The sequence below is a fragment of the Mucilaginibacter sp. CAU 1740 genome (genome assembly GCF_039839285.1).
GTDB lineage: Bacteria > Bacteroidota > Bacteroidia > Sphingobacteriales > Sphingobacteriaceae > Mucilaginibacter.
Genome location: NZ_JBDOQS010000004.1, coordinates 190393 through 205839, shown reverse-complemented (window position 1 = coordinate 205839; position 15447 = coordinate 190393). Strand labels below are relative to the sequence as shown.

Annotated in this window: 14 protein-coding genes; 7 read left to right on the top strand and 7 right to left on the bottom strand. The window is 42.4% G+C overall.

Annotated features, from left to right (window positions below; translation table 11 throughout):
* Positions 1-76 precede the first annotated feature (76 nt).
* Complete coding sequence (locus AAFN85_RS11245) at positions 77-2875, top strand: S8 family peptidase (RefSeq protein ID WP_347527343.1); 2799 nt, start codon at positions 77-79, stop codon at positions 2873-2875.
* Positions 2876-3315: 440 nt separating this feature from the next.
* On the opposite strand, the gene gyrB is transcribed toward AAFN85_RS11245, so the two are convergent.
* From gyrB to AAFN85_RS11230, 3 genes are all read right to left on the bottom strand, one after another.
* The gene (gene gyrB, locus AAFN85_RS11240; RefSeq protein ID WP_347527342.1) at positions 3316-5274 is read right to left on the bottom strand and encodes a DNA topoisomerase (ATP-hydrolyzing) subunit B; all 1959 of its coding nucleotides are present in this window, start codon (positions 5272-5274) and stop codon (positions 3316-3318) included.
* A 406-nt stretch (positions 5275-5680) separates the two neighbouring features.
* Positions 5681-6415, bottom strand: a complete 735-nt coding sequence (locus tag AAFN85_RS11235) for a hypothetical protein (protein WP_347527341.1) — start codon at positions 6413-6415, stop codon at positions 5681-5683.
* 33 nt (positions 6416-6448) lie between these two features.
* A complete protein-coding gene (locus tag AAFN85_RS11230; RefSeq protein WP_347527340.1) occupies positions 6449-7120 on the bottom strand; it encodes a hypothetical protein in 672 nt (223 codons plus the stop codon).
* A gap of 340 nt (positions 7121-7460) precedes the next feature.
* Between AAFN85_RS11230 and AAFN85_RS11225 the strand changes: the two genes are divergently transcribed.
* Together AAFN85_RS11225 and AAFN85_RS11220 are read left to right on the top strand one after the other, a co-directional pair.
* Positions 7461-8057, top strand: coding sequence for an OmpH family outer membrane protein (locus tag AAFN85_RS11225; RefSeq protein WP_347527339.1), 597 nt, complete (start codon positions 7461-7463; stop codon positions 8055-8057).
* Between the two features lie 190 nt (positions 8058-8247).
* Positions 8248-8727, top strand: coding sequence for a nucleoside deaminase (locus tag AAFN85_RS11220; RefSeq protein WP_347527338.1), 480 nt, complete (start codon positions 8248-8250; stop codon positions 8725-8727).
* A gap of 104 nt (positions 8728-8831) precedes the next feature.
* Here AAFN85_RS11220 and AAFN85_RS11215 read toward each other — a convergent pair whose 3' ends face one another.
* From AAFN85_RS11215 to AAFN85_RS11200, 4 genes are all read right to left on the bottom strand, one after another.
* Entirely contained in the window at positions 8832-9239 is a 408-nt protein-coding gene (locus tag AAFN85_RS11215; RefSeq protein ID WP_347527337.1) for an RNA-binding S4 domain-containing protein, read from the bottom strand.
* 105 nt (positions 9240-9344) lie between these two features.
* The gene (locus AAFN85_RS11210; protein ID WP_347527336.1) at positions 9345-9539 is read right to left on the bottom strand and encodes a hypothetical protein; all 195 of its coding nucleotides are present in this window, start codon (positions 9537-9539) and stop codon (positions 9345-9347) included.
* 156 nt (positions 9540-9695) lie between these two features.
* The gene (locus AAFN85_RS11205; RefSeq protein WP_347527335.1) at positions 9696-9896 is read right to left on the bottom strand and encodes a hypothetical protein; all 201 of its coding nucleotides are present in this window, start codon (positions 9894-9896) and stop codon (positions 9696-9698) included.
* Positions 9897-10211: 315 nt separating this feature from the next.
* Entirely contained in the window at positions 10212-10493 is a 282-nt protein-coding gene (locus AAFN85_RS11200; protein ID WP_347527334.1) for a hypothetical protein, read from the bottom strand.
* A 333-nt stretch (positions 10494-10826) separates the two neighbouring features.
* Here AAFN85_RS11200 and AAFN85_RS11195 point away from each other — a divergent pair, with 333 nt between their 5' ends.
* The 4 genes from AAFN85_RS11195 (at position 10827) to AAFN85_RS11180 (ending at position 15410) form a co-directional block, all read left to right on the top strand.
* Entirely contained in the window at positions 10827-11642 is an 816-nt protein-coding gene (locus tag AAFN85_RS11195; RefSeq protein ID WP_347527333.1) for a 2,3,4,5-tetrahydropyridine-2,6-dicarboxylate N-succinyltransferase, read from the top strand.
* Between the two features lie 124 nt (positions 11643-11766).
* Positions 11767-12894, top strand: a complete 1128-nt coding sequence (locus AAFN85_RS11190; RefSeq protein ID WP_347527332.1) for a glycosyltransferase family 1 protein — start codon at positions 11767-11769, stop codon at positions 12892-12894.
* Entirely contained in the window at positions 12887-13456 is a 570-nt protein-coding gene (locus tag AAFN85_RS11185) for an L-threonylcarbamoyladenylate synthase (RefSeq protein ID WP_347527331.1), read from the top strand. The genes AAFN85_RS11190 and AAFN85_RS11185 overlap by 8 nt, the downstream gene beginning before the upstream one ends.
* A 541-nt stretch (positions 13457-13997) precedes the next feature.
* Positions 13998-15410, top strand: a complete 1413-nt coding sequence (locus AAFN85_RS11180) for an HD domain-containing protein (protein ID WP_347527330.1) — start codon at positions 13998-14000, stop codon at positions 15408-15410.
* The last annotated feature ends 37 nt before the right edge of the window (positions 15411-15447 follow it).

The window sequence follows — 15447 nt, the reverse complement described above, 5'->3', positions numbered from 1 at the left end:
TATTGATCAGCTAAAAAACATTCACAAAAGGGAAGGCTGCAGCTTCCCTTTTGTGGTTTTACCGCATCAACCGCCTATGACTAAAACCTTACTTGTTTCGCTACTACTTTTGCTTTGCTTTAAACTGTCATGGTCGCAAAAGCCCATGAGTGATAAAGCAGTTGCCTCGATATATAAAGCACCGATTGCTACGGCAGCAGGTTCAATTGCTAATGATCGACCCTACCTTGTTAAATTTAATGATCCGCTCCAGGCACAACATCAATACCATATCCTGAAAAGGATCACCTATAACTATTTCGTAATATCCCGTTCTCCGCAAATAACTATCGATCCTAATATTAAAGAAATTTCGGCTGCTACCCCCTTATGGAAGGCTGCCGACAACCTTGTAAAAACCTGGCAAAAACATCCCGGTAAAACGCAAACTATTGAGGTTAGTATCATCCCTTCCGATACCGCTATCTCGAGGTTAAACAATATAGGGCAGATAACCAGTCGCACCAGTAACCTTGTACGCATCAGCATAAAAAATGAAAACCTACCCATCTTACTTCAAAGCAACTTTGTGCTGTTTGCCAACGAAGTACGCAAAGCCCACGAAGAACTTGCTGTAAACGATATTGATCTCGGCATCAATACCATATCGGCCATTCAGTCCACTCAGCCCGAAATAACCGGGCAGGGCATCAACGTGTCCATAAAAGAAGATAGATATGATGACGACCTCGACCTGCTGGGGCGGTCGTTTACTTCATTCGGCACAGCGGCTTTTACTTCCGGCCATGCCACCACCATGGCTACGCTGATTGGTGGCAATGGCAATTCCTATATTAAAGGTAGAGGAACAGCCCCCGAAGTAAAATTCACCTCATCAACCTTCGAAAACCTGATGCCTGATAGTGATGCTATTTTTAATAGATTTAAGATCTCGATACAAAACCACTCCTACGGCACCGGCATCGAAAACTATTATGGAGCGGAGGCAGTTGCTTACGATAGCCAGATCTATAATAATGATTCGCTTGTACATGTTTTTTCATCGGGAAACATCGGCACCTCCACTCCCGAAAGTGGCCTGTATAGCGGTATCAACAACATGGCCAATCTCTCCGGCGATTTTAAGCAGGCCAAAAATGTTTTGGTGGTTGGCGGAACCGGGCGTACCGGTATTGTTGAAGATTTAAGCTCCGCAGGGCCAACATTTGATGGGCGCGTTAAACCCGAAATAATTGCCGATGGCGAAGATGGCACATCCGGCGCCGCTGCCTTAACATCCGGCGCGGTGGCTTTACTACAGCAAGCCTATAAAAAACAAACCGGGCATCAACCCTCATCAGCCTTAATAAAAAGTATCCTCATTAATACTGCCGATGAAATTAGCGATACACCCGGCCCAGCATATAAAACCGGCTACGGAAACCTGAACGCCCTTGAAGCCATACGGACTATTAACAACAAACGCTACATCAGCGGTTCGGTAACTAACGCGGGCGAAACCAGCTATCAAATAACCGTACCCGACAGCTGTAAAGAGCTGAAAGTTACCCTGGCCTGGAATGATGCCCCGGCTGATGTAAACACAAGCAAAGCGTTGATAAACAATCTTGATCTTTCGGTAAGCACCCCAGACGGGCAAACCACATTGCCATGGGTGTTAAACAGCTTTCCCTCTGCCGATTCATTGACAGCCCCAGCAGTACGGAAAATTGATACTATTAATAATGTAGAACAGGTAACGATGAGCACACCGGCAGCAGGTGTTTACAGCATACATGTTAAAGGCAGCAAGGTAACAACCGCAAGTCAACAATTCCATGTGGTCTACAGAAGTATTATAGCCAATCATTTCGAGTGGATCTCCCCTTCAGCAAATGACCAGCTTTTTGCCGATGATGATAATTATCTGCGTTGGCAAAGCTCATTTGCGGATACGCAGGGTAAAATAAGTGTGAGTTATGATAATGGCACAACCTGGCGACAGCTTACAAACGCCCAATTAAAAAACAAGTATTACACGTGGCATAGCCCGGACGTTTTTAACAAAGCGATGCTTAAAATGCAAATTGGTCAGCAAACTTTTTACAGCAAACCGTTCAGAATTTCGCGCCCTTTAGTTTTAAATGTTGGTTATAATTGTACCGATGGCACATTGCTGCAATGGCATCCGCAACCGGGCAACCAAGGTTACGCAGTTTATACCATTAAAGATAATCTGCTGCAAAAGCTTTCAACCACAGTGGATACCATGATGATCATCCCGGCATCAAACCAAACATCAACATACTACGCGGTAAGCGCTGCCGGAAATGGCTTTGAAGGAATTAAAAGTTATACTGTTGATGTTACTACCCAAGGTGTAGGCTGCTATGTAAAAACATTACTGGCAAGTATAGTTAACAATACCGCAGTACTTAATTTAGACCTGGGCAGTTCATTCAATCTTAAAACAATAAGCTGGGAAAAACTGACTACTCCAGGTACTTTTACAACTTTAGCTACCATGCCGGTAAACTCTGCCACCAGCTACCAATATACCGATAGCAACCTTAAACAAGGCAAGCAAACCTATCGCGCCAAATTGACAACACTTAACGGCACCATCATCTACTCCAATCCGGCCGACGCTACTTACCTGCAACCCCAACAATTTGTAATTTATCCCAACCCCGTTGCCGATAAACTCAACATCCTGAGCGGCGATCTTAATAATTATCAGATCAAGCTATATGGCATTGATGGCAGACTTAACATCACCCAAAACTTTAACGAGTTACAGAATAGCATCCCGGTAAGGCTGGTATCAGGCGTGTATGTTTATGTGATTGAGTTAAATGGAAAAGTGGTTTATAATGGGAAGCTGGTTAAGATTTAAAGCATGCTAATAAACAGGAAGACTGCACCAGAGGTGCAAAAGGTTTGTAGCAATGAAATTAACGGAATTTTAGTGTGCCAGAGGTACACTACCTCCGATGTTCCGGACCTCTGGCACTACAATATTCGATACGGTTATTGCTACAAAGCTTTATCCCCTCTGCGGATAACCGTCAACTTAAGAAATCGGACTTTTAAATTCCCCTTTTGAGAGGGGCGCGATGGGATAGAGCGGGAGCAGGGGTGTGTTGTACAAGCGATAAGCAAAGCGCAGCCCCCCCTCCACCCCTCTCCAGAGGGGAATCGCACAATTCCGCCGCTTTTTAGTTCAAAAAGAAAAATCCTCTTACAACCTCCAACAAAAAAGCCTGTTCCTCAAAAGAAACAGGCTTTAAAAATATCAACCATCCCTTATCCGCCAACTGGCGGAGGCCGGGGGGCTTACGAATCTATCTTAGCATATTTAGCGTTACGCTCAATAAACTCGCGGCGAGGGGCTACTTCATCACCCATCAGCATGCTGAAGGTATGGTCGCACTCGGCGGCGTTTTCGATGGTGGCACGTTTTAGGGTACGGGTTGCCGGGTTCATGGTGGTATCCCAAAGCTGGATATCATTCATCTCACCCAAACCTTTGTAACGTTGTACGTGTACGCTATCTTCTTTACCGGCACCTTTAAGGCGTTGGATGGCCGAATCGCGCTGTACATCGTTCCAACAGTATTCAAACTCTTTACCTTTTTTAACCTGGTAAAGCGGCGGCGAGGCGATGTACACATAACCAGCCTCAACCAGCTCCTTCATGTAACGGAAGAAGAAGGTTAAGATCAGCGTGGTAATGTGCGAACCGTCCACGTCCGCATCCGTCATGATGATAATTTTGTGATAGCGGAGCTTGGTTAAGTTGAGCGCTTTATCATCCTCAGGGGTACCACGACTAACGCCGAGGCCGGTGAACATATTCTTGATCTCTTCGTTTTCGTAAATTTTATGCTCCATGGCTTTCTCCACGTTCAGGATCTTACCACGTAATGGTAAAATTGCCTGGTACTCGCGGTTACGACCCTGTTTAGCGGTACCACCCGCCGAGTCACCTTCGACAAGGAATAACTCGCAAAGGGTTGGATCGCTGTTAGCACAATCTGATAACTTGCCCGGTAATCCCGAACCTGTCATCACGCTCTTACGCTGCACCATTTCGCGCGCTTTACGGGCGGCGGCACGGGCGGTAGCGGCGAGGATCACTTTGTTTACAATAAGGCGGGCTTCTTTAGGATTCTCTTCCAAAAAGTTACCTAAAATTTCGCCAACGGCTACGTCAACCGCACCCATTACCTCGTTGTTACCTAATTTACTTTTGGTTTGGCCTTCAAACTGTGGTTCCTGCACTTTTACAGAAACTACAGCAGTTAAACCTTCGCGGAAGTCATCACCGCTGATCTCTACTTTCACGTTTTTCAGCAAACCTTCTTTATCAGCATAAGCTTTTAAAGTACGTGTTAAACCACGACGGAAACCCGCTACGTGCGTACCACCTTCAATAGTGTTGATGTTATTTACGTACGAGAATACATTCTCGCTATAAGTATCATTGTATTGCAGTGCCAACTCAACCGGGATACCGCCTTTGTTGCCATCTACATAAATTGGCTCGGGAATGATAGAGGTACGGGTACCATCTAAAAACTTCACAAACTCGCGCAAACCACCTTCAGAGAAAAACACTTCCGAACGGAAAGTTCCATCCTCTAAAGTTTCACGCTCATCGGTCAGGCTCAGGCTAATGCCTTTGTTCAAAAACGAAAGCTCGCGTAAACGTGCGGCAAGGGTATCGTATTTATATTCGGTAGTGGTTGTAAAAATTTCCGGATCGGGCTGGAAAGTTTGGATAGTACCGGTTTTGTCCGATTCTCCAATTGATTTAACCTCAAACATTGGTTTACCACGCTCATACTCCTGGGTAAAGATCTTGCCTTCACGGTGAACAAGCGTACGCACATGGGTTGATAGCGCGTTAACGCAACTTACACCCACACCGTGCAAACCGCCCGATACTTTGTAAGTGTCCTTATCAAATTTACCACCGGCGTGCAAAACGGTCATTACAATTTCGAGTGCCGATTTGCCTTCTTTTGTATTGATGCCTGTTGGGATACCACGGCCGTTATCTGATACCGTAATAGAGTTGCCAACATGTATAGTAACCTTTATATCATCACAGTAACCGGCAAGGGCCTCATCTATCGAGTTATCAACCACCTCATATACAAGGTGGTGCAAACCTTTAACACCGGTATCGCCTATATACATCGAAGGGCGCTTACGCACCGCTTCCAAACCTTCTAAAACCTGTATATTATCTGCTGAATAATTGGATTTGTCCTGATTTTCTTCGCTCATAATTAATTAATGACACAATCTTCAAAATTACAAAAATTACCCCGGAATAACGATTATTTGTGGATAAAAGTACCGTTGTGGATAGTTGTTGTCTGAATCAGAATTTACAGAATTTTTAAATTAGCAGAATGTTTCTGAACCGGAATTTGGGGCGATTTTTAGGATTTAGGGGATTGAAGAAAGTTGTCTGAACAGGAATTTATTGAATTAACGAATAGCCAGAATTTTAAAGCAATTAACAAATCCCATAAATGATTCCGTTCAATAAATTCAGCTCCAGACAAAAAATCAGCGAAATCAACCTAATCAAAATCACCAACGGTCAAAATCGGTGTAATCCCAGACATAAAAAAACCGCTATTGATCTCGCATCAATAACGGTTTAAAATCACAATCAATCGTTAACCTAAAAATTATTACATATTTCAGATCCCATGGCAATGCTGAGGCTTTCGTTTGTACCTGCCAAAAGCTGACTGGTATTGTAAGCCTTTCCATCATAAGTAACCTGAAAATCGTATTTTTTGCCTGTTTCGAGTGCCGTAGTAGTTATAACGCCCTTATCCATATAACCTAAATATTGAAAGGCTGCACCTGAATCGCTTTCGCGGTAAAACACGTACATGCTCAGGCGGATCACCAGGTCAGATCGTTTGGCGCAGGTGCCTGTAAAGTTCAGGGTAACCTGGTCGTTAACCGGCAATGGTTTGCCTGGCTGCGTGCCGGTGCTGTTATTTCCTACTTTGGTCAGAGCCACATTAACAACCTGTTGCATCTGGCCATTAGTAAAAGTAATTTTTTTAGATAGGCTATTATAACCAGGTACATTTACCTGTACATCATAAGTTTCGGAAGTATCCTTAGGCATGGCATTAGGCCCAGGGCCAATAGTAATAACCCCATTTACAATATTAAACTGTTTTTTGCCCGATATTTCATAAAGATCACCGGCATTATCTCCGGTAATGGTTAGCGTGCCGTTTTTTAACGCGGCCGAAGGGTTTAATGCGTCGGTAACGTGGATGAGCGCGGTATATTTAATAATGTTATTATCAACAACTATTTTCAGATCTTCCGTTGGTTTTTTGCAGGCTAACGGGCATAGCAATAGCAGGAACAAAGCTTTTTTCAGATAGTTCATAGCAGAATTAGGGTATTATGTGGTATTAGGATATTATATTTTGAAATTGAAGTTTAACTGTACAACAGGCAAAAACCTGTAGCCACTTAAATTACGTTGCAACTGAGCCGACTGGCTCTCATTACCGGCCAGTAAACCTGTAGCGGTAATGGCTGCATCAGGGTGCTTGAGGAAATAGCTGCCCAAATCGAGGTTAACATTAAAAGCGCGGTTAGGAAAAGCTTTTAGCAAACCGAAACCCAAATATGGTGCTACACCCTTCCAGTTTACATCCATATTGAGGTTACCTACCTGGTCTTTATTCAACTGGATATCACCATAAGTATAATTGTCTTTGGGTTGAATGGTTATTTTGCCTTTAGCATTTACAAAATATCCGGCCCCGCCTACCAACCTGAAACCTGGCGCGCCTTTAAAAGGCACAAAATCGGCAAGGAGGTGAACGTTAGAGAAACTGGCCGAAGCCCTTGAATCTGAGTTAAATCCGGATACACTGAAAACATTATTGGCAGATACCGGGATAAAATCGGCGCCGGCCCTGAGCGATACGGCGGGCAATACACCGAATGCAAATTCGGCACCTATGCCCTGGGTGCCCATATTTATCCTTACAGATTTTGGTAGTTCCTCTCCGTAAGAGATCTGCGCGTTTGCGTTTTTACATAGTACAATCAACAAAAGCGGCAAAATAAACAGCTTCTTCATTGTTTAGCAGTAGTTTAAATTTTAGTAATTAGAGTATTTGCGAAGTAGTTGAGGATTTAATACAGACTGTATATTTACTTAACATGAATTTAATCTTTGATTACAAAACAAAAATTAAACAATAATTAATTTCAATTTTCGAAAATTTATCTCTTCTACGCGCGCTTATCAGATAAAGTTTCACTGGTACAGTATAATTATTTCCCCAATCTTCAATTTTTTAACGTTGTTAACAATAAATGCAACATCCATGCCTTTTTTAAAATGCTTTGGCATTAGGATACTTGTGATGAAAGATTATCTTTGTCAAAATTTTATAATATTTTCAGATAAGAGTATAATGAAAACCAGTGCTTCAGTTTTAACCAAACTAACTTTAGGATTAGCAATTGCAGGTAGCATTGCCGCCTGTAATCAAAATAAAACTGCCGATAAACCGGCTGCCGCTGCAACTACAGCAACCCCTGAAAAAGAAACTATCGTTTATGTAAATTCAGATTCGTTGCTGAACAAATACGATTACTTTAAAGACCTTTCAAAACGTTTAGAAGATAAAGGCAAATCATCACAAGCCGATTTGCAAAGCCGTGGCCAGGCATTCCAACGTGAAGTTGCTGAGTATCAAAAAAATGCAGCTACTTTACCCGCCGATCAGCGCCAGGCTACCGAGCAGCGTTTAGCCCGTAAACAACAGGAATTACAAGGTTACTCGCAAAATGCCGGTGCCGAATTCCAGAATGAGCAGGCTGCAGAAAACGCTAAACTATATGATAAAATCGCCGACTTTGTAAAAATTTACGCTAAAGAAAAAGGCTACAAACTGGTATTAACTTATTCAAAAGCCAACCCAACTGTACTTTATGGCGACCCTGCTTTAGATGTTACTTTAGATGTTGCAAAACGCCTTAACGAAGCTTACGCTAAAGACAAAAAATAACATCGATTTGAAGTTTAAAGATGCGAGGCGATTAAAAAATAGCCCATCATTTATAGATTATCAAATTGTCAAATTTTAAAATCAAACCTCAACTTCGGTTGGGGTTTTTTATTTTAGAGTAGAGAGCGGTACAATTTGAGAAGAGTTCACCCCAATATCAAATTCCCGTATATTCACACTAAATATCAATATGGAAAACACGGCACACGAAAAATTTATGCGCATAGCCATTGAGCTTGCCGAGGATAATGTTAAACGGGGAATAGGCGGCCCGTTTGGTGCCGTTATAGTAAAAGACGGAATGATTGTAGCCCGCAGTGCCAACCGCGTAGTGCCCACTAATGATCCCACGGCGCATGCCGAAGTATCGGTGATCCGCCTGGCCTGCCAGGAGTTGGAAACCTACAATTTATCGGGCTGCGAAATTTATACCAGCTGCGAGCCTTGCCCCATGTGCCTGGGTGCTATTTACTGGGCACGCATCGATAAAATTTACTACGCCAACACCAAAGCCGATGCCGCTGCTATAGGCTTTGATGATCACTTCATTTATGATGAATTGGAAAGTGCCATGGAAAACCGCAAGCTACCTTTTCAGCAGCTATTGCGCGATGAGGCTATACAAGCGTTTAAACTGTGGGAAAGCACCGAGCATAAGGAGCATTATTGATTTTGTCCGAACTCGAATTTGGGGGAATTTTAAGAATTTCTCGAATTTGCTTAGCATTCTGTTCATTCGCTTAATTCCTTAAAATTCAAGTTCAGACAAACTTCCTACTCCTCTTCCTTCTCTTCAAAAAAATTATCTTTCAAATCATCAATCTCACGCCTATCGGCCTTAGTTGGGCGTCCGGTTCCCCTATCGCGTTTAAGCATCGGCGCATGAAACATTGATTTGAAGGCCTGGGTTTGTTCAACCGGGGTTACATCTTCATAAAATCCTACGGCTGTTTTGGCATCCACCCTGTTTTCGAGCAAGCCTACCACCCTTACCACCTTGCGCTCAATTCCTTTTGCTACATGGTAAACATCGCCCAGCTTCACCTCGTACGATGGTTTAAGGTTTTTACCATCCAGTTTTATCCGGCCGGCTTTGCAGGCATCAGAAGCGAGTGTGCGGGTTTTGAACAGGCGAATAGCCCACAGGTATTTATCTATTCTTAATTTTTCTTTTTCGGGCATACCGTTAAGTGCAATTAAATGCTGCTAATGCAAAGGTAACAACCATCACCAATTAACAATGGCTTTACATTGCATCAGTACACTATCACTCAAAACAAAAAATTATTATTTAGGCAGGTCTCTTTTTACAAACTTACGGAACAGGTATTCGGCATAACCAACACTTACATAATCGGGAAATTTCCAGCTTGGATAATATTTACGTTGGATATGTTTAACAACGCTAAAAAACAAAATGCCAAAAATAAGAACAAGGCCAAGCACAAGCAAGGCAACAGCAGAAACCATCAGGGCGGTCATAGTAGTTGTTGGGGGAGATATAAATTTAATAGTATAAATTAATTAAAGTAAAACCCTTGTAAATTTTCACTTTGATTAACTTATACGACTTATCGGGCTATTTTGTTAAGACTCCCGATTATCTTTTAACCACTTACTTAAAACCTGTATCTCTTTTCAATCGGGATTTTCGGTGTCATCCGCTCTAACATGCACAACCATCAGGTTATCATACCTAAGCAATGCTTTCCTTATACGCCGTAGTTCGGTTCGTAACTCGGCCAAATCCTTTTTGTACTCTTCCTTTACCTCGGCTATTGAATTTAAAACTTTCTTTTCCTCACTCAGTAACTTATCATAATCCGTTGGTTCGGCCATTGTGCTTTTTGTTATTAAAATAAAAGCCTCCCTTACACTTGCTGTTTGGGAGGCTAAACCTAAACCTTATCACAACTACGGCAAGAGCCATAGTTTAAAAGCAGCTAATTTAATATTTTATCAACTATGTTGATATCACAGTTATGACACATAATATATGTGCAATTTTTCGTTTTTACGTGTAAAATACAAGAGATAATGATATTTGGCTAATTTATCACAATACCAAGCCGAATTATAAGCTTAGTTAATTGCTATATCCTATTCACCCCCAACTTGTCAAAATAATCGATAAACAAACCACTTGCTTTGATGCTATTTCAAGTACTGACCTAAAGCATAAAGTGCCAGCACAACGTCATGCGGATGTTGAAATGGATAAATTGTAGTTGTAAACTCACCGTACTCATCTATACCCACACCTTCAATATGGTAGGCCTTTAAAAATCTGGTAATCTCTTCTTTAAACGAATAGAGCTGATAAAAATCATGAATAAAAAACTCATTAATTACATCAACTATACCATCAAAAAAACCAGGATTGTTATGGTATTTACTACGTAACGTTTGTGCTAATTCATCTTTACTGACTATCATAACAAGGTAACTCTAAAAGCTTCGATACGGTTTTTGGATGTGCTACTCAATCTGGTTCACATTATCGACCCCGATTCGGGAAATCTAATAAGCCCCCTGCCGTATTATTGAGGCTGGGAATCAGTTTTCGTAACGTTGTTTAGTTCTTTTTTCAAAATGCAGGCATCCTGGCACAAGTTGTAAGGTATCTTACGTAGCCAACAACTATCTGTTAGTTTAGCAGCAGCGTGGGCAATAAGTAATTAGTTAGGTTGATTCTGACGGCTTCATTCTATTAAAATCAAACATAATTCCCTAAAAATCCTTTAATTTGCCAAAAGTTTAATTTTACCAATGCAAGATCTTAAAAAACTGATTGAAGAGGCCTGGGAAGACAGGAACCTGCTGAATTACAATGAATACACCAACGCTATCGAAACCGTTATTGACAGGTTAGATAAAGGCGAGATCCGTGTGGCCGAACCACTGGGTTCACGCTGGCATGTGAACGAGTGGATCAAGAAAGCGGTTGTTTTGTATTTCCCTACCAGGCAGATGGAAGAAATTAAAACCGGTCCGTTTGTGTTTCATGATAAAATGAAACTTAAAACCGATTACAAACAAACCGGCGTACGTGTTGTACCTCATGGTATTGCCCGTTACGGCGCGCACCTTGCCAAAGGCGTTATCATGATGCCATCTTACGTAAACATTGGCGCTTATGTTGATGAAGGTACCATGGTTGATACCTGGGCTACCGTAGGTTCATGTGCGCAAATTGGCAAACATGTACACCTAAGCGGTGGTGTTGGCATTGGCGGTGTGTTAGAACCATTACAAGCTGCACCGGTAATTATTGAAGATAACTGTTTTTTAGGCTCACGCGCTATTGTAGTTGAAGGTGTACACGTTGAACACGAAGCCGTATTAGGCGCTAACGTGGTATTAACTGCCTCAACCAAAATTATCGACGTAACCCACAGCACCCCGGTTGAATATAAAGGCCGTGTCCCTGCCCGTTCGGTAGTGATCCCTGGTTCTTACACTAAAAAATTCGCGGCTGGTGAATACCAAGTGCCTTGCGCCCTGATTATCGGTACCCGTAAAGAATCGACCGATAAGAAAACATCGTTAAACGATGCACTGCGTGAAAATAACGTAGCGGTATAATATAGTCTGAAGTCGTAAGTTTAAAGTCATAAGTGATGGCATGGATAATTTTCCGGGTCTTTGCTTATGGCTTTAAATTTTATAGAACGACTTAGAACTTAAAATTTCCGACTCAAGACTTACAATGAAGATAGGATACGATGCCAAGCGCGCTTTTTATAATAACACCGGTTTAGGCAACTACAGCCGCTGGCTTATTAAAGGCATAGCATCTGTCAATTCTGCAAATGCGCTCTATCTTTATACACCGAAAGCCAAAGCTAATCCCCGGCTCAATTTTATTGTCGATTTTCCGAACATCCGTACCGTAACACCAAAAAGCAAATGGTTTACCTCGTGGTGGCGAAGTAAAGGTATTGTTAAAGATCTGCTTCGCGATGGCATTGAATTATACCACGGGCTGAGCCATGAGCTACCATCGGGCATCGAAAAAACAGGTATCAGATCAGTTGTAACCATTCACGATCTGATCTTTATGCGATACCCGAAACAGTTCGGCCCTGTCAATTTCCGTATTTACCTTGCTAAAGTAAAACATGCCTGTAAAGTGGCCGATAAGATCATCGCCATCAGTCAAAAAACCAAAGATGACCTGGTGGAGTTACTCGGGATCTCGCCTCAAAAAATTGAAGTGATTTACCAGGGATGTGATCCTGTTTTCGCTGTTGAACAAAGCGTTGAGCAAAAATCGGCAGTAAAAGAAAAATACAACCTACCCGATCAATTTATATTGAGCGTGGGCACTATCGAAGAACGTAAAAACCTGCTGTTGCTCACCAAAGCCTTAAAGGGTACTAATAATGATATTCCGGTTGTAGTGGTTGGCAAACAAACCAAATACACTGAGGAAGTAAAGGCTTATCTCACCTCCAACAATCTCACCAGCAGGGTAATCTTTTTAAAAGATGTTACCTTTGCCGAGTTACCTGCTATTTACCAGTTGGCAACAGTGTTTGCTTATCCATCCAGATACGAAGGTTTTGGCATCCCGGTACTGGAAGCGCTAAATTCGGGCGTTCCGGTAATTGCTGCCACAGGCTCGTGCCTTGAAGAAGCTGGCGGACCGGACAGCCTGTATGTGAACCCGGATGATGATACAGATCTGGCCGTGAAAATAAACGAGGTACTTGCCAATGACGAGTTGAGGCAAACCATGATAACCAAAGGCCGCGTTTATGCAGCCAATTTTACTAATAATAAACTGAGTTTGCAGTTAATGCAACTCTACCAAAATATTTTGAACCATGCTTAGAGACGAAGTAGCCAAAGCTTTTAAAGTTTTACAGGAAGGCGGCATTATCCTTTACCCTACCGATACCATTTGGGGCATTGGCTGCGACGCCACCAATACCGAGGCCATCCAGAAAATATACCGCCTTAAACAGCGCGACGAAGCCAAAAGCATGATCATTTTGCTGGATACCGAAAACAAATTGGAAAGCTATATTGCCGAAGTTAACCCGTTGGCTTATGATCTGATTGAATACGCCGAAAACCCTTTAACACTGGTAATGCCGGGTGCAAAAAATATTTCGCCTGCCGTTATCGCTGCCGATGGTAGTGTGGGTATCAGAGTAGTAAAAGACACACCTTTTTGCCAGCAGCTAATTCAGCGTTTGCGTAAACCATTGGTTTCTACTTCAGCCAATATCAGCGGAAAAGCCTCTCCACAATATTTTTCGCAGATAGACCAGGAAATTATTGATGGGGTTGATTATGTAGTTGATCTGGAACAGCATAGTAAGGAAATCAAAACACCATCAACTATTATGAAGCTGGCACCTGATGGGAGGTTTGAGTTTTTGAGGCGGTAAGAGATTAGATCAAAGTAATCCTGCGCTCGTTTGCAACGAGCGCTTAAAATGGGTTTGCGTTTATAACGCAAACCGCGCGATACAATCGCGAAACCACGTTAAGCTCTCGTTACAAACGAGCGCAAGGAAATACGATCGTAAAATCATGCCAGGCATCTGCCATAATACAACTTAAGCAACTTACAAACAATAACTTACAAATAAACACAAAGAAAATTACAAGACTAAATTTGCATTTTAAGGGGGTTAACACCAAAAACAGACTATCAAATTGACTATCAATAAGATAACCCCAATGTTAACCCTATTTCTGTTAACCCCTGTTAACCCCCACTTCAGAGGGTATCTAAACTAACAAAGCTTACTTTATCGCAATGCTTTGCTTCGCTCTCATTGCCTCAATATAATATCAAATCAACAACTACCCTCTTAAATGTTTGTTAAACCTCGCACCGTTATATCTGTAGTTTACAACTACAGGCTACACAATCCCCAATTAATTTTACCTTTGTACCCTTATTAGCGTTTTTAAGCACAAACCATGCAGCAGCACCTTAAGCATCCCGTATTTTCTGTTATTTCCCGGTTGGCGGGCCAGCAAAATGTACAGGTTTATGCCATAGGTGGTTTTGTGCGCGATATTTTCTTAAACCGCCCTTCAAAGGATATCGATATTGTAGTTATCGGCAACGGCATCGACTTTGCCGAAACTGTAGCCAAAACGCTAAAGGTTAAACTGGCGGTTTACAAAAACTTCGGCACGGCATCGCTCAAATACCACGACCTGGAAATTGAGTTTGTAGGTGCCCGCAAAGAATCATACCGCCGCGACTCGCGCAAGCCTATAGTGGAGAACGGTACACTTGAAGACGACCAAAAACGCCGCGACTTCACCATCAACGCGCTGGCCATTTCCCTGCACCCCGATACCTACGGCGAACTACTCGATCCATTTAATGGTATCCAGGATCTGGAGAATAAACTGATCCGCACGCCGCTCAACCCGAATGAAACATTTTCGGACGATCCCCTGCGCATGATGCGGGCCATCAGGTTTGCTACCCAACTCAATTTTAAAATTGATGACATCGCGGTTGAAGCGATAAAAAACACTGCCGATAGGATCAGCATTATCTCGCAGGAACGCATAACTGATGAGTTAAATAAGATCATCCTTTCACCGGTGCCATCAATCGGGTTCAACTATTTGTTTGATACGAAATTATTGCACAAGATCTTCCCACAAATGGTTGCCCTTTACGGGGTTGATTATATTGATGGCAAAGGGCATAAAGATAACTTTTACCATACCCTGCAGGTGTTGGATAATATCTGCGAAACCACGCCCGACCTTTGGTTACGCTGGGCTGCCATTTTGCATGATATAGCTAAACCGGCAACAAAACGCTTTGAAGCCGGTCACGGATGGACATTTCATGGCCACGAGGACAAAGGTGCCCGCATGGTGCCCAAAATATTCGCGCAGTTAAAGCTGCCGCTTAATGAAAAAATGAAGCAGGTGCAAAAGTTAGTGCTGCTGCATTTGAGGCCTATTGTGCTGGCGCAATCTATCGTTACCGATTCGGCAGTGAGGCGTTTGCTTTTTGAGGCAGGCGATGATATTGAAGGGCTGATGCTGTTGTGTAAAGCAGACATCACCACCAAAAACGAATATAAGATCAAAAAATATCGTAACAATTTTGAGCTTGTTCAGCAAAAATTAAAAGATGTTGAAGAGCGCGATAGCATCCGCAACTGGCAGCCGCCCGTTACAGGTAACGATATCATGACCATATTTGGCTTAAGGGAAGGCCGCGAGGTTGGTATTATCAAAAATCAGATCCGCGAAGCCATACTGGAGGGCGAAATACCCAACACCCGCGAAGCCGCTTTAAGCTTTACAATTGCCAAAGGTTTAGAAATTGGCTTAAAAGTTGTGGCTGACACAAATTAAATTAAAACATTATTTTTGTCCAAAATTTCCACTATAA